The sequence below is a fragment of the Achromobacter sp. NPDC058515 genome, assembly GCF_042721735.1.
Taxonomy (GTDB): Bacteria; Pseudomonadota; Gammaproteobacteria; order Burkholderiales; family Burkholderiaceae_B; genus Achromobacter.
In genome coordinates this window covers 267605-282561 of record NZ_JBHXNI010000003.1, presented here as the reverse complement: position 1 = coordinate 282561, position 14957 = coordinate 267605, and the positions used below count along the sequence as shown (strand labels likewise).

At 54.1% G+C, this 14957-nt stretch carries 12 protein-coding genes; 4 read left to right on the top strand and 8 right to left on the bottom strand.

The features are described from left to right. Nucleotides 1–205: 205 nt before the first annotated feature. The 4 genes from ACFWP0_RS07270 to ACFWP0_RS07255 all read right to left on the bottom strand — a co-directional run bounded on the left by ACFWP0_RS07270 (nt 206) and on the right by ACFWP0_RS07255 (nt 4706). Nucleotides 206–982, bottom strand: coding sequence for an HNH endonuclease (locus ACFWP0_RS07270; RefSeq protein WP_377840820.1), 777 nt, complete (start codon nt 980–982; stop codon nt 206–208). An 80-nt stretch (nt 983–1062) separates the two neighbouring features. Next, a complete protein-coding gene (locus ACFWP0_RS07265; protein ID WP_377840818.1) occupies nt 1063–2649 on the bottom strand; it encodes an AAA family ATPase in 1587 nt (528 codons plus the stop codon). 146 nt (nt 2650–2795) lie between these two features. Beyond that, nucleotides 2796–4097, bottom strand: coding sequence for a DUF6602 domain-containing protein (locus ACFWP0_RS07260; protein ID WP_377840817.1), 1302 nt, complete (start codon nt 4095–4097; stop codon nt 2796–2798). Nucleotides 4098–4454: 357 nt separating this feature from the next. After that, a complete protein-coding gene (locus ACFWP0_RS07255) occupies nt 4455–4706 on the bottom strand; it encodes a helix-turn-helix domain-containing protein (RefSeq protein ID WP_377841183.1) in 252 nt (83 codons plus the stop codon). A 162-nt stretch (nt 4707–4868) separates the two neighbouring features. Between ACFWP0_RS07255 and ACFWP0_RS07250 the strand changes: the two genes are divergently transcribed. Next, nucleotides 4869–5312, top strand: coding sequence for a hypothetical protein (locus ACFWP0_RS07250; RefSeq protein WP_377840815.1), 444 nt, complete (start codon nt 4869–4871; stop codon nt 5310–5312). Nucleotides 5313–6765: 1453 nt separating this feature from the next. Beyond that, complete coding sequence (locus tag ACFWP0_RS07245) at nt 6766–7071, top strand: hypothetical protein (RefSeq protein ID WP_377840814.1); 306 nt, start codon at nt 6766–6768, stop codon at nt 7069–7071. A gap of 141 nt (nt 7072–7212) precedes the next feature. Here the strand turns inward: ACFWP0_RS07245 and ACFWP0_RS07240 are convergent, their stop codons facing one another. Both ACFWP0_RS07240 and ACFWP0_RS07235 read right to left on the bottom strand, forming a co-directional pair. After that, a complete protein-coding gene (locus ACFWP0_RS07240) occupies nt 7213–8004 on the bottom strand; it encodes a VRR-NUC domain-containing protein (RefSeq protein WP_377840813.1) in 792 nt (263 codons plus the stop codon). Nucleotides 8005–8168: 164 nt separating this feature from the next. Then, complete coding sequence (locus ACFWP0_RS07235; protein ID WP_377840811.1) at nt 8169–9098, bottom strand: abortive infection family protein; 930 nt, start codon at nt 9096–9098, stop codon at nt 8169–8171. 296 nt (nt 9099–9394) lie between these two features. On the opposite strand from ACFWP0_RS07235, the gene ACFWP0_RS07230 reads away from it, so the two are divergent. Further along, nucleotides 9395–11149 carry an ATP-dependent endonuclease gene (locus ACFWP0_RS07230; protein ID WP_377840810.1) on the top strand — a complete coding sequence of 585 codons (1755 nt, stop codon included), beginning with the start codon at nt 9395–9397 and terminating at the stop codon, nt 11147–11149. Continuing rightward, nucleotides 11142–12557 carry a UvrD-helicase domain-containing protein gene (locus tag ACFWP0_RS07225; protein ID WP_377840808.1) on the top strand — a complete coding sequence of 472 codons (1416 nt, stop codon included), beginning with the start codon at nt 11142–11144 and terminating at the stop codon, nt 12555–12557. The genes ACFWP0_RS07230 and ACFWP0_RS07225 overlap by 8 nt, the downstream gene beginning before the upstream one ends. A 265-nt stretch (nt 12558–12822) precedes the next feature. Here the strand turns inward: ACFWP0_RS07225 and ACFWP0_RS07220 are convergent, their stop codons facing one another. Both ACFWP0_RS07220 and ACFWP0_RS07215 read right to left on the bottom strand, forming a co-directional pair. After that, nucleotides 12823–13248: a hypothetical protein gene (locus tag ACFWP0_RS07220; protein WP_377840807.1), complete on the bottom strand. Its 426-nt coding sequence runs from the start codon at nt 13246–13248 to the stop codon at nt 12823–12825. Next, on the bottom strand, nt 13226–14839 hold the full coding sequence (locus ACFWP0_RS07215; protein WP_377840806.1) for a hypothetical protein: 1614 nt from the start codon (nt 14837–14839) through the stop codon (nt 13226–13228). Before ACFWP0_RS07215 ends, ACFWP0_RS07220 begins: the two co-directional genes overlap by 23 nt. Nucleotides 14840–14957: the final 118 nt, after the last annotated feature.

Below are 14957 nucleotides of genomic sequence, written 5' to 3'. Positions count from 1 at the left end.
ACGCGATTCACGAGCCGTCAAGAACTTCCAGCAAACAAGCCGTTGAGGCATCAGTACAAAACGGTGGCAATGAATTCCATGTATTTGGCTGTATCTCTAGGCGTGGTCATCGCGCGCTCCATGCATCGTCTGCCCTTGCGTTCGCGCTGGTGGCGATGTCGTTCTGGGCCTGGCTACCGGCCCGCACTTAGCCGCGACGTCGTAATTAGAGAAAGCCGCCGTCACAGAACCAATCGCTAGCGACGGCTCCCCGATACATGGCGGCTACCCACGAATTCTTCTGATCTGCCTCAACGCTATCGAGCTCCTCCCTCAAGTGCGCGCGTACAGCATCAGCTCCACCAGCGTTGTGCAGTTTCGCCAATCGTCCTCGAATCTCAGCAAGTCGGCTGCCTGCATTCGACCCAAACAGGCTGCCAAGCTTCAGTTCTTTTAGGTGGGACGCCACTCGAGCCTTTTCATCCAGTGTCCAATTAGCAGGAGGAGAAGCTCGGTAGCGGAATGCTGCTGGGGACCCGACGACAACCTCAGCGGCAAGCCAAACGTCCTGATCGAAGTCGTCGAAATAGGGGTGTAGCAATTGTTCACCAGCTTTCGTCGGGTAGTACTCCATCTTCTCGCCTTGGCACCACGTACACGCTGGCACCAAGTTATGCGGCGTAACCGAAAGCGCAGGGAAATGCGTCTTTGGGAGATAGTGGTCAAGCGTGTTCACAGTCCCGATGCCGCAAAACGGGCACCGCCCGTTCACCGGTACAGACATGATTTGGTCATAAACTGACCGCCCCTTGGCCTTCTTGGGGACCATCCGCAGCGTGTAAACCTTAATCAACTCTTCCGCCACGACCGTGCGCACCTTGGTGGTAAGAGGAGTCAAGTAGAGAGACTTAGCAGCCGCTGCCAAGTCGTAGTCTTCAGACGCTTTCCCGATGTCGCTACTGATGGCCTCGAGGCTGGCTCTCAGCTCCGGGTTCTTCACCATTGCGACGCAGGTATCGAATACGTCCCGCGCTACGTATGTATCGGCTCTATCATCTTTGGGAAGCGATAAGTACCTCATGATCAGTCTTCGTCATTCACATACATCGCTCGGAGGACAGCCTTGCCCTCGGCACCCAATTGGTGTCCCATTAGCTCCATGGCGTCCTCGTAGGACGAGGCCTCGCGTCGGACATCGTCCAGAATTTGGTGATAGCCAGACTGCGATAGCTCGAGCTGGAAAACCTCCCTGCTGAGGATCCCAATGCTCTCGCCAAACGTCTCAATAGTCGGGCGCTCGGCCTTGGACGCGGTTAGTATGCGATTGATGATCCAAACGCAGGATTGCGGCACTTCCTGGAGGATGATCGGAGAGTGTGTGGCGATGACAGCAACGCCATTCCGCCTTACTAACAGTTCGGAAATCGCGCGGGTCATGGCGGATAGCAACGGAGGGTGAAGATGCCCTTCCGGTTCGTCAATGAGGACCAGCGTTCTTTCTTCAACCTTTTCGACAAGTCGCGTCAGGGTGAGAAGCACGATTTTATGTCCAGAACTCAGCGCTTTAAATGTTTTTAGGACACCCTCCAGCTCTTCCTTTTTGGATAGATCTGCCTCAATCACTTCAGCGAGCTGAGCGGCCTTAAATACCGGGTCGGACTGAAGTGTGCCGATCACTTCAGTCCACCTCCTGCGCCTAGGTCCAATACGGCATTCCTTCAGACTATTTACGAATTCCGTGGCGAGCATCTGAGGAGATTTAGGCTTGATCGATGCTGTAGGCGAGTCGCTAGCCCATCCCCGAAGCCCAATGTACGAGAACCCGAGAGCATCAGGGGCGGAGTCCCGGTCCGGTAGCAAGTCAGCCTCATCAAAGGCGCTGAAAGAAACTGCAACTACGTTCGCGAACTTGCCGTTATTTTTTCCTTGCTCACTAAGTTGGAATTTCCCTGACTGCTTAGCGGACGCATCCTTCGCAACTAGCGCCTTGGTCATAAGGGAAAGCAGACGAGTTTTCCCGACACCGTTTCTCCCTATGAGAATATGGACATTGGTCGGAATCCGTGATTCTGGGTCAACGCTAAATTCGAGTTCGAACGGCGGGGCTCCGTCGCCGAGCCGCTTTGGCGGAGAGTAAGAAAACTCGTAACGCGTAACACGGGCATCGCCCCGCGCCATTCTTCGGAACTGACCTTCGACCGTGCTGCGCGTCACGGAACGGAGCAATGACTCTTCCGTGACGTATTCGTCCTTTGCCCACTTCCACAAAGCGGCATCCCACGCGACGTCTTTTAAGGCGACGAGGACTTGCTCTCGAATTGGGTCTCCGAGAGCATCAAGGTTCGAGTAGTACTCTTCATCCTGACCCACCGAAAAATAGGGACTGTCGAGCTCAGTGAACTTTGTGTCGAGGGCCGGATAACGGTGCCCGGAAGGTATGTCGCCTACGCCAGAGTGAGGCTTCAATCCGCGCGAGCCGATCTTAACTTGCCCAATCCCGTGCTTTTTCCCACTTGTGTCCACAACAGTCAGGTAGAACTGCGTCCGGTACTTTCCCCAATCATCCCAATAGTCGGTCTCTAAGTACGCCGACCATCCTTTGGCATCCGCTGGAATTTTTGCGTTCCGAGAGAGGACGTGAAACGGTATGGATTTAGAATTCTTTTGCATTTCTCAATGTGATGAGGGAGTCGCGCAGGCCGTCCGCACCGAAAGATTTGACACGATTCTAAGGTGCCCCAAGTAAAGTGACAAATAAATACGGTTATTAAAATGTGAGTCAGCTCCAATTGCGCCCTCTCGTGGATACTTTTCCGCTACCCGATGTTGACAATTGTCATGTAATAGGGTTTGAGACGTTGTTCGTCGCACCAGAGCCTCAGACGTTCACTATGCACGTCGAGGTAGCCCGCTCCATCAGGGAAGGAAGCGATCAACGCGTGGTGAGATACCAACTGAAGAATGTCTCCCTGCCTGCGAAAGGCGCCCGTCCGGAGGAGTTCCGCAACAACTGCGTCTACGCGCTCGGAATGCTCCTGGGCGATGTATTCAGCGAGGGAGTCATCCAGTTCGAGCTCGCCCCTTGAACCGGCAAACTCTGCAACAGCTATGGCCGCGGGACTAAGCTTCGATGGTTCCCAGCGTTTCACAGCAGGACGTTCCAGTTGTCTCGTCGAGTAAGATTTGGCCCACAATTCAAACCCGGCGGCCCCTCCCATGGACGCGCCTCTTGCGATGAGCAGCTCTTTGAGATTCTCATGATCAAGATCAGGCCCAAAAGGCATGCGCACTTCGCAACAGCGTGAAATCTTTGTCCAAAGAAATTCGAGCAAAATTCTAGCGACATTGAGCGTCGCTGATGCCAGAAGCACCCAATCTCCAGTGGCTCGAGCAACAAGATATGGACGGCCGGTGCACTTCACCACGCTGAACTGACCCGCCGTGATCAAAGAGGGTAAGAGCTCGGGTGCCGCGACACTATTACCTCCGACGTGCGATTCAACCACGTCCAGAATCGCTTCTCTCAACCCACGTTCAGTGGAATAACCGTCAAAGCCGAGCAGCACGGTCACCGGTGCGTAGAGTTGGCGTGCCAGCGTTATGAACAACAGCCGGTCGGAGGGCGGAAGACCATCTAGCTCCGTAGCTGAGCGCGGTCCTGATCGTCCTGTCAATTTCTCATACGAAGACCTTGCCGCCTCGAAGTCGAACACTTCACCAGCCTCAAGCCGCGCAATGAAGTTTTTAACAAACAGCTTTTGAACTGAGGCCAAATGTGCGATTCCGTCTGCTAAATCTCCTTTTCTAAGAGTCTTCTTCACTTCTAGGACACATAAGACCTGCTCGATTGGATAGATGAATTGGTCGGTCAGCCCGTATTGCTGACCTTCACCGCGAACGAGCATGCCGTCTATCTGGTTAGGTATCCCATCAATGAAACCGGAAACTACACGTAGATCCAGCTTTGGCGGCAGAACAAACTCTCGTTCGATACCCGCATTAGCAATAGCCTCGTAAGCATTCCCAAGAGTGGGCATGTGTGGCATGTCGATCACCTCGACCTTCGCTCTCTCCGCCAAGACAAAGGATTCGAGTAGTTCTGCGGCATTTTTGATCATGCTAGGAGATTAAGAGAGGTTTGTGTTTGGCCTCGTTCGCCGGCAGCTGGAATGCTTAGGTCCTTCAGTGCGACAGTCGCGCTATTACTCCCCGCCATCCAGGCCAGTCGGTTGTACCTGTAACGCCATCCCCAAGATTGGTCCTTTCCCATTCGGCAAGCGCCTGCTTTTCCGTTTCGCTCATCTTGGGATGAAGCGCGACAATGCGTTCAATTGTGAGAAGGAAAGGATTCTCCTTGATGGCCTTTGAGGTCATAACAGTTCCTCGTGTATTTCGTTCTGAGCCCCAAAACTTGCACCTTCGGGGCCTCTGTAGTCGGCCCCGGGGGGACAGCGATCGGTCCAGGGCGAGCCCGCCTATTTTCGCTCCTTTTGAGGACGCGAAGACGTGCCAGCTGCCCTCGGTATCGAGAGGTCGTCCAAATCGCGCATAAATTTGGTATACGAAACGTTTAAGGCACTGCACCACATCCTCAATTCAACGACGTCTAACCGCCTCTGGCCTCTCTCGCACTTGCTGACGAACGATTGCGTCTCCTCAAGCGCCGCCGCGAGATCTTCCTGTGTCATCTTGACGCTGTCCCTTGCGGCGATGAGAAGTTTCAACATTTGCCCGTAGTTGTAGGTGTAGATCGACTTGTCCATGTGTGTGCCAGTGCTGTTGACTGGCACAAAGGTTGAAGTTCATTTTCGAATAGTCCAAAATCGACTATTCTTAGTGGTATATCGGGGAATCAACTGTGGACGGAACTACACGTGGTTAGGCATAGCATGAGTCGGGCCCTGGACGCACTTATGGGGCCGAAAAATCCCCCAACTCCGGCGCTCAGCGAGACTGGATTCTCATGGGGAAAGCAGGTTTCAGATCCTGCCGGGCTTTCCGGGGTGGGACTTATCCAGGCGATGCTCCAAGCCGACGGGGTCGCGGCGCTGCGCCTTGGTCCCTCGGGTCTGACGTATGTCGATGGCTCTGAGACGTACGTGGTTGACGAGCGGCCAGCAAACGTCCGCGTCCTAGAGGCAAACAAGGTCTTGGAGCTTCTAGGAGCGGACTTCGCTCAGGAACACCAGGCAACCTTCACGGAGCTGGCGCATGGCTATACGTGCTTCATGGCCGGAAACAGCGCCACAGGAAGGACCAAGGGCGAGGCGTCGATTCGAGCCTGGCTGCTGCACCAGGCGTCGAAGGGAAACGCGCTCGATGACAAGTCGTGATCGACAAGTGCGTGAGTACCCATTTCCCAGCGAACCGGTGGATCTCTCTGTGGCAAAGCGAGTGCTCGGCGAGCTTGCCCAGCAGGATGGGGACTTAGGCGCCGCTTACTGGCACTCGGTGTTGACCCTGCTTTTCTGTGCTGGCCAGATGCACACCGAGCTCCTGGCTATCGCGGCACGCGACGGCATGGAAGAGTCAATTACTGATCTTGGAGATTGGACCTGAGTCCGCGATGAATGAAAGTGGGTAGAGCACATTTGAAGCCTCATGCAAACGGCGTGGCGGAGCCCGGCGTCCATTGCATCTCCACTGAATCGCTCCCTTATGGGTTCGTCTTCCCTTCAACACATGCCGCCTGATGTGTCATCCAGCGTTGGACCGCTTTTCATGCACCGCGCGTCCGAGCGAGACTGTGGCCGGCTCTCTAGCTGCATCGATGCTAATGCCTCAAATTTCTGTCCTCGCCCTCGATTTAGAAGGGACCTTGATCTCGAATGCGATCAGCCAAATCCCACGTCCGGGCCTTTCGAGCTTCTTGATCAACTGTCGCGCGCTCTTTCCGCGCATTGTCATGTACACGACCGTGAACGAAGCCCGCTTTCGCGCAATAGCGCACTTGCTCGTTTCCGAAGCCGCAGCGCCAGACTGGTTTGCCGAACTTGAAGTTGTCGATTGGACCGGGAAAACGAAGGACCTGGCTCAAATTATCGGTGCCGCTGTTGAGGACTGTCTTCTCGTGGATGACTTCGAGGGCTACGTACACGGAGGGCAGCGCGAACAATGGGTGAAGGTCACTTGCTTTGACCCCCCCTACGTTACGTCCGACCGGGAGCTAGAAAACACCCTCCGAGAGCTGAGGCACCGGATCAATTTAGGTGGTAGTGCAGCGCCTGCTGGCGAGTCCTGGGATAGCTGGTTCGATAATCATGGTGTGCCGCCCGATTTCGTGCCTCGGCGTGACCAGCCGGCAAACCAAGTGCACGACTCGGGCTCGAGGCCGGAGGAATCTCGTCATGGGAAAAGCGACCCTAGCCGAGGGTGCTGAACGAAGGAGCCACCGTGGCCCCTTCGCAAGCGAAGTCGGGATGTCGACTACTTGAAACAATGGAAAAGCCTCGCGCTATCAACGACTTGCCGCAGGCGTCCCCGACAATACCAAAGTAAATTCTTGGGAGATACCAAAGTAAGTTTCTACGGATCGAACTCTCTTGATCTTGCCCCTGCGAATTCACAGGGAAAAGTCTCAGGGGCTCCGTTACGCTTTCAAAAACTCAAATCGATAGCCATTTCCTTGCCGGGTCACCGTCCCTGCGGCAGGGGGCAGTGCATCGTGAGAAGCAGGCTCGAGTTGTCTGCGCACCGTGCTAACAGTCGCGCTCGGGTAGCGGCTGTCATCTCCGGATTCCAGTCGCTCAGATTCACCAAGCCAGGCTCGAGGAATAGGATCGAGTGATGCAACACGTCACCCGACATGATGGCTTCCCGTCCATCAGCCTTGACGCTTATGGTGACCTGCCCCGGCGCATGACCTGGGGCAGGCTCCATCCAAGCGCCATCTTCGAGATCACATTGCACCATGTGCTGCATGTCCACCAGTTCAGCCTGGCCGCTGTCCACGATCGGCAATATGCTGTCCTCAAACGAGCCATGATTGACGGGATAGTCTGGCTTTTTTTTTGCATGCAGCGCGGCGAAATGATCAAACTCTCGTCTGGCAAATTTGTATTTGGCAATTCTGCTGAAAGGCGCCGTGCGTGATGGGTTGCGAGATCGCTGCGACAGGCCTCTATGTCACTCCTGACGTTTCCCGCACACGCCTAGCCAACTCGAAAGAAGTCATAGGCGTGGAATTTTTCCGCTCATCGCCCAGGGAATGGCCATACGGCTCAAAACGATGCATCAGCAGGATGCTTTGGCATACTTAACACGAAGAACGCGAATATCTAGATCGGCGGGCTTGATCAACTCATAGATAGTTCGCACCTGCGATTTGTGAAGTTTGTCGGTTGTTATAATTTCAATAAAAAGCACCTTGCCATCACGCGTAATTGTCAAATCCGGCCAGCCAGCTCGAAATCCATACGGATCCTGGACAAAGATGGATGCAATTTCCGCCACTTTCTGTGCTCCGAGCGCGTCCCACAATGCAACCATTGCTGCATGATCCATCGTTGGATATAAGCTCTCCTCGACGTTGTGCCTCAGAAAACTACGGAGGTTGCTAGATACACTGCGGTGGGTAGCTGAAGCAATCTCATGCACGATCTTCTCGCTGTGCATTTGAAGGCTGGTGCACTGCGCTTCAAAATAATGCCGACTTGCGTCTACGGGATCGCCGAAGGGTGTGCGCTGGCGTAAGAAATCCAGGCAGGCGCACCGCATCAAATTTAAGATCGCGTGGCCTTCCCGGTAGCTGCCCTGGTATCCCTGCGCTTGGAAGTAGGTAAAGGCCGCGAGTTCCGCGCTCACCTTGCCGTTGAGCGATGGCTGTGCATAGCTTAGGCGATCCAAGGTCACCTCCAAGAATGGGATATCGAGGAGGCGACATTGTTCAGCGAGCTTAGCGCTACAGATGCGGCTCAGAAGTTCTGTAGGTATTTTGCGAATTGAGCCGCTCGGGAGAATCGTCGGCTCGTCTGCCGGCTCCAACACGTCCAGCACCTTGTCGTACACGCGTCGTATTAAGTTCATCTGCCCTTTGCAAAGTTAAAGACTGGCTCAACCAGGGCGTGCCGCGTTGGCGGGGATCGCTCGTGCGGCCGGCTGCGCGTTATCGAGAGACGTGGAGCCATCACTGCCGGCTGCACCGAAGATAAAATGCGAAGAACCTCGCTCAGTCCTGCGGCGAAGGCGCGTCACACTACTTTGTCGCTTTCGGTTCGTTTCAAGGCTACATCTTCCATATGGCGAGTGAGCAAAAAAATTGCTATTGCAGCCGCTGAGTTTTTTGCGAGAATCGCAAATGATGGATCGCGCGCGGGCAAGTGTGAAGAAGCCCCATGCGCTGTGCCGAAGTGGGTGCGCAATGAGCCGATCCCATTGGTGATCGATTTTATGCCCCCTAAAAACTGTCTGGTGTCGGCGAGTGTTTGATCGTCCGGCAAGTTTAAACATGTAATGCAGGCATCCAGCAGCGGCGATATTGATTTGTCCCTGGGGAGGCATATTCCGCGCTCCCGAAGTATTGTCGCGCAGACCGATTCAAGGAAGCTACTGCTGCGTGTGAGGCCGTCGGAAGAGTCGATATGAGTGGCATCGAGAGTCTTTCGCCAAATCTGAACTAATTCATTGCACCCATGGGAATGAAGGGTTTCGGTCATATCCTTCTCGAGTCGCTGGGAGGTAGCTTCGAGTACACCGCGGAGAGCTTGAAGCGAGCTGTCGACCATGGACTGTCGCGCATCAAGGCGCAGGCTTAAATCATCGAACAGCGCGCCAAGTGGCTCCTCGGCGAATAGGCACTCGATCCAGGCTGGCTTGCAAGCAGAAAGTTCCCTAATGCTATATGAACGATCTTGCTCCGGAACTCTGCCCATGGCATCCGCAACGTCGTCATCTGACGTACGATATGCCACCATAAGAGTTCCGTTTGAGAACGTTAAGTAGCCATAAACTTCCCCTTCTGAGGCGTGCTCGAACGTCACAATGCTACCGTTCGCTATAACATCTTCGCCGAACTCTTTCTCTAATGTAGCTTGAAGCGAAATTGCTTGTTTTACTAGCGTATCGCGCTTCTTCTCGATCTGCCTATGCCGGGCCACTAGATTCTCTATCGTGTGATCCATTTTTTCTTCACGCGCAAGACGTTAACGATGCAAAAAACAGGGCTTGGCTTCACGTCAAGGTCAAGGTTGCAGATGCGATTCAACGGTATCCTCGCGATTGACAATTTTAGCCGCCAAGCTGCCAACGTAATATTATTCTGATCCTAACATCGAAACTGCTGAGGCGCCTTATCATGAGGTGATTGGATGCGACGCCCCCTCCAAGGCGCTCGCGCCAATATGCGGAGCTGAATGGGCTGGCCAACGGCGTAGGATGGCTGGCTCCAATACCGTATTATTCTCCACGAAGAGCACATATGGCAAAAATCAGATATGTCGAAATTCAGCACTTTCGAGGAATAGAGGGTCTGAAATGGGCTCCCAGCGAAGGGATAAATTGCCTAATCGGGCCAGGGGACAGCGGAAAGACCTCAGTTATCGACGCCGTTGATGCCTGCATGACAGTTCGGCGCAACATCGAATTTTCGGATGCCGATTTTTTTGAGGTGGACGCTTCGAAGCCAATTGTTATCAGAGTGACTGTCGGCGAACTTCCCGACACTCTGATGGATTTCGATATCTACGGCGAGGTACTCCGAGGCTTCGATGCGGAACTTGGGACAGTCGTGGATGAGCCAGGCGATGGCCTCGAGGTCGTTCTCACTTTCCAGTTGATCGTCGATAGTGACCTAGACCCCCGCCGATCTTTGTATTCGACGCGCACGGAGTCCGAAAAGTACCAGCGGCAACTTCAATGGAAGGAAAGGACCGAACTCGCGCCGCACCGGATAGGAAATCATTCAAGCACCAATCTTTCGTGGACCAGAAGTTCCGTATTAGTGCGACTGTCGGAAAGGCTCGCGATCGGCAGCGACCTAGTTGCGGCTGCGCGCGAAGCGCGGCGCGCTTTCGGCGACAAGGCAGGAGCAAACATCGGTCAGATGCTTGACCTGGTCGCGAAGAAAGCAAAGGAAATGGGAGTTGAAGTCGGAGAGAGGGCCAAGGCTCTGCTGGACGTCGAAGCGCTGTCGTTTTCAGATGGAGCAATTGCGCTTCACTCCGATAGTGGTGTGCCTCTTCGGAACCTTGGCACGGGCTCGACTCGGTTGCTACTAGCCGCCTTACATCGGGAAGCTTCATCGTCAGCGAGCTGCTTGTTGGTGGACGAAGTCGAGCATGGTCTTGAACCGCATCGAGTGATCAGGCTACTGCATTCTCTCGGTTCAAAGGACGTGAAGCCATCCCTCCAAGTCTTCATGACTACGCATTCGCCCGTCGTAGTGCGAGAGCTCAGCGGCGCCCAGCTCTTCATCATGCGCAAAGGGGCCGGAGGACAGCATGAAATGAAACTGGTAAGCAGCGAGAATGCGGTTCAGGGCGTCGCTCGTCTTTACCCAGACGCGTTTCTAGCGCGAACCGTGATCGTGTGCGAGGGGGCTAGCGAGGTGGGACTTTTGCGAGGCTTGGATCGCTATAGAGTGTCGAAAGGAAAGCCCTCCGCATATGCCGCTGCCACAGCGTTCGTCGACGCGCAAGGAAGAAGCCCGGAACATATCTTAGAGCGTGCTCAGGTGTTCGCAAAGTGGGGGTTCGACACCAAGGCATTTTTGGATGCTGATGTTCCCATCCCTGAACACGCACGAGAAGCCGCCGAAGCAGTCGGCGTGAAGGTTTGCACATGGGGGGATTCCCTTGCTCTTGAAGAGGCTTTGTTCAAATGGCTTCCTGACTATGGAGTGGACGACCTGATTCGATTAGCCATCGATCTAAACTCCGAGGAACTAGTCGACGGCGCTCTGGAAGAGGTCTCTAGAAAGGCCTTCAATTTGAAAACGTTTCTCGACATCATCGATGGAGATGCGGCGTACGAGGACGACGAGCGCGCTATTTTGGGCAGAGCCGCCAAACTGACGACAAGGGATTCCAAGTCGGCACCGGGTCGGAAAGGGTGGTTCAAATCTATTAGCAAAATGGAGCGGGTCGGAGAAGCAGTGCTCGGCCCGTGGTTAAAAGACGCAGAACCTGCGCTCAAGCAACCAATCGTCGAATTGTTCTACCGCTCAGATGTCTGATACGCGATTGGATATCCTAGCGCATCGTCGCGGAAGTCTCAGTGCCCCTGCGGGGTGCGGCAAGACGCAGCTAATCTGCTCTGCGATTTCGCAGAATAACGATGGCAAACCAGCGCTTATACTGACACACACCAATGCAGGCAGAGCCGCACTGGAGCAGCGTCTCAGGCACCCAAGCGGGAAAGGGGCCAACGCGGCTCGCGTAGCTACGATTGATAGCTGGGCCATTCACTTAGTCCAATGCTTTCCTCAGCGCTCAGGGCTTTCATCAGCGGTTCTTTCGATGCGAGGAAGCAGCGCGAGCTACGCGGCGATAAGGCAGGGAGCGTTGCGTATTCTCACCGCCGGCCATGCCAATGCAATTCTGTTGGCGACATACTCGCGCATCATTGTTGACGAGTACCAGGATTGCGGCGCTCTGCAACATCAAATGGTTGTCGCGCTCGCCGACCTACTACCTACAGTAGTTCTCGGAGATCCTCTACAAGTCATCTTTGACTTCGCCGCACCTGTGGTCGATTGGCACCGTGAGGTAATTGTCGCCTTCCCTCCACTGGTATGGACGCCCGCGCCTTGGCGATGGAAAAACGCAAATTCGCACGAGCTTGGGGATTGGCTGCTCAACGTCGTTCGACCGTCATTGAGTCGCCAGAACGGTTCGATTGACTTGACGAATGCTCCCGGCGCTGTCGAATGGGTTCGACTTGACGGTACAGGAGCTCAAAAAAACGAGACGCGACTGGCCGCTGCAAAGCGCAATTTTGCCGGCACTGCGTTGATAATTGCCGACGCGAAAAATAAAGAGACGCAATGGGACACTGCTCGCCGAGCCCGCGCCACCATGGTTGAAGCCAATGACATGGCAGACTTTATGAAGTTTGCCGCTGCCTTTAACCCAGCTACCGCGACGTCGTTGGACGACGCAGTGAACTTTTTCGGCAACCTGCTATCCGGGCTATCGCCAAAGCGGTTAATTGCGCGGGCTCGTTCCTTGCACGCAGGAAGAGCAAAGACTGGTGCGAGCAGCATCGAAGCTTCCGCACTTGCCTATCTTCGAAGCCCGTCGTATCGAAGTGCCGCGGACATGCTGGACGCCCTCCAGAGAATATCAGGTGTTTTCGCTTTTCGCCCTGACGTCGCGCGCTTGTGTTCGAAAGCACTGCGGACGGTGTCCGATACAGTAGATTTTCCCACTGCTGCACTGCGCGAACGAGAGCGCTTCAGACACATGCCGCGCGCGTTGCGAGCGAAATCTGTGGGAAGTACGTTGTTATTGAAGGGCCTAGAGGCGGACGTAGCAGTTATCACTGCCCCGGAGACTATGAACGCTCAGAATCTCTATGTGGCAATGACGCGGGGTAGTAAACGGCTCATCATTTGCTCGACCTCGCCTGTACTGACGGTATAGGAGCCGTGGGCTCTCGACGAACCGCGCGAATGGAGTGCAGTCGTGAAGGACAGGTCGTCGGCGTCAAACCGGGGAAAGCGCGGTGCCGGCGGGGCTCCCAACTTCATACCGTCGACGCAAACCGTCGTTGGATATCGGCGCTCCACATCACGAGGCTTCACGCTTCACCGACCTACGCGGCGTCGCGACTGTTCGTCACGTGGCTTGGCACCTAACTAGTCCGCGTCGATCCGGGCAGCGGACGATCACGGCACATGCAGTCTGCTCAACGTCGAAGCATGGTCACGGGTGGGCGCAACGACTCAACCTCGCTTTCGAGCTTTGCGTTCCGCTGTGACAGATCGATAACCATAAACTGCAATTGAACTAGCTGAGACTGGGCATCGTCTCGCTGCTTGGTAACTTGCTCCAGTTTCGACTTCAAGTCTAAACGCCTCTGCGCGCGAACTGCTTTCGATTTGGCTTTCTCCACACTCTCCCTCTTCTGAATCTCAACGTACGCCTGAATTTCACTTATCAGAGAGGAAAACCTAGATTTCCTCAACGCCGAGGGGTCTACTCCGGCCTCCTTTGCGACATTATTCTGAGACACCGGGGTTCCAGCGCTTAAAACTTGCGGCACCGAGTTCTTCAGGCGGTCGAAAGCGGCCCGAAATTTCGCTTCTGCGCTAACGCTGTCGGATAACTTCAAGATAATTCCTTAATCCCAGTGCTTCCTGAGCTAACGCCCGCTCTCTAACCGAGCCCGCCACCTCCGCCGCTAGCTGGCTTTCGATGCTCGAAAGTGACTTGCGGACCGTTTGCTCCAATGTCCGATCGAACAACGCATCAGCGCACGGAGCACCCCCGTCCCCACCAGAACAGCGCGCTATAGCCTCAATGCCGCCGTAGTCGCAATGACCCAAACGCGCACAGCCACCAAGACGTGTCGCGCGAAAGGAGACATCGCCACACTGAGCCGCCTTGGTAAGCGTCCTGAAATCTGTCCGGGAAACGAAACTCACAATCTCCTCTTTCCTGGACTGCCCCCGCGGGGAAACGTACCTTTCACTCGCCAGACGTTCTAACTCGCGCGCGACTACGTCGTATCGAGTCTGCACGATCATTGCCTCAGTGTCTTGCGAGAGGTTCAATCGAGTGAAATTTCTTCCATAGTAAGCAGTCTGCATGCGATTCAGGTGTTTCAACTGAAGTTGAATGGATGCATCACTTACACCAGAAGCATGCATATTCACCGCCCCGGTTCTGCGCAACTGATGATGTGCTAGTGGCCAAATCTCGCCTACGGCATACCGAGGATCGTTGAGAAGGTAGGGCGAAAACAATAGCGCCATCTGCAAGTCGTCTTCCGTAATTCTCAACTGATTCAGGTCGAACAATTTCTCATACTTCTTATACGCCGACAGATAATTCGGTATGTTGGTAGCAACGGAATACTCCAATCGCTCTTCCGTTGTCTGCATCCAGGGCTCATAGGCTCCCGTCCTCAGTCGCGGATTTTTAACATCCTCCGCTGAACAGTTAGTTATCCCGGATTCAACCGCACAGGCCATCCGAAGTCGGGCTATCGATATTAAGGGCTCGAGCGCTACCTCTATATCCTCGCAAGTTACCCATCTTGCATCGCTATCAGGATCTGTCTTAGTTGTTTCCCCGTGAATGACGGGAACAAGCCCAAACTCTGTTTCAACCCACCTCAGACAGTCGCATCTCAGACTATTACACTCATCCTTACGCATGAAGGTGAAGTTAATGACGTAGATTAGCCCGACGAATTGGACCATTCCGAGATAGGAGGTAAGGGATTTTACTGACCACCCTTTCTCCACAGAGCTTCTATTGACCCATTTTTCAAAAAGGTCTGCCAGACCAAACTGGGTCACCACATCATCAAATGTAAGCGATCCACATTTTCCTGTTTTTTTGTTACCTGTCCTGTTCGCGAATGGCGGATCGATTCTCTTATGAGAGCGCTTATCCTTATACCAATTAGACAAGCCACCGGCTTTCGCGGCGTATGCATTAACACAATACCTAAAGCAGTCTTCGATACTTTCCCTGTTGGCCCAATAGTCTTCAAGGCACTCATGAATTCTAAACAACTGGTAGCTCCAGATACGCGACGGAATATAAGGAGTCTGATTAGATCCAGTTTCATGGCTGACTGATTTTGCCAGTATGCGAATTGCGCTTTCATCTAGCAGCGAGAATCCCAAACTTTCCTTCGCGTGCAGCAACCGATCAAGGTCAAGAATAAGTTCGCTTTTCAGATACTTTCCCAACTTGTCACTTACTCGCTTAAGTATCGTTCGATCTCTCCCAAGATCACTTGCTAGGATATTTTCCTCATCACAGATCTCCACCAGCCGTCGAAATCGAGTAAACCTCGCCTTCAGTGTG

Bases quoted from the DNA above. Each gene is read 5' to 3' on its own strand.
- ACFWP0_RS07270 (WP_377840820.1), bottom strand. From the start codon at position 982: ATGGTGAAGAACCCGGAGCTGAGAGCCAGCCTCGAGGCCATCAGTAGC.
- ACFWP0_RS07265 (WP_377840818.1), bottom strand. From the start codon at position 2,649: ATGCAAAAGAATTCTAAATCCATACCGTTTCACGTCCTCTCTCGGAAC.
- ACFWP0_RS07260 (WP_377840817.1), bottom strand. From the start codon at position 4,097: ATGATCAAAAATGCCGCAGAACTACTCGAATCCTTTGTCTTGGCGGAG.
- ACFWP0_RS07255 (WP_377841183.1), bottom strand. From the start codon at position 4,706: ATGTTGAAACTTCTCATCGCCGCAAGGGACAGCGTCAAGATGACACAG.
- ACFWP0_RS07250 (WP_377840815.1), top strand. From the start codon at position 4,869: ATGAGTCGGGCCCTGGACGCACTTATGGGGCCGAAAAATCCCCCAACT.
- ACFWP0_RS07245 (WP_377840814.1), top strand. From the start codon at position 6,766: ATGCAACACGTCACCCGACATGATGGCTTCCCGTCCATCAGCCTTGAC.
- ACFWP0_RS07240 (WP_377840813.1), bottom strand. From the start codon at position 8,004: ATGAACTTAATACGACGCGTGTACGACAAGGTGCTGGACGTGTTGGAG.
- ACFWP0_RS07235 (WP_377840811.1), bottom strand. From the start codon at position 9,098: ATGGATCACACGATAGAGAATCTAGTGGCCCGGCATAGGCAGATCGAG.
- ACFWP0_RS07230 (WP_377840810.1), top strand. From the start codon at position 9,395: ATGGCAAAAATCAGATATGTCGAAATTCAGCACTTTCGAGGAATAGAG.
- ACFWP0_RS07225 (WP_377840808.1), top strand. From the start codon at position 11,142: ATGTCTGATACGCGATTGGATATCCTAGCGCATCGTCGCGGAAGTCTC.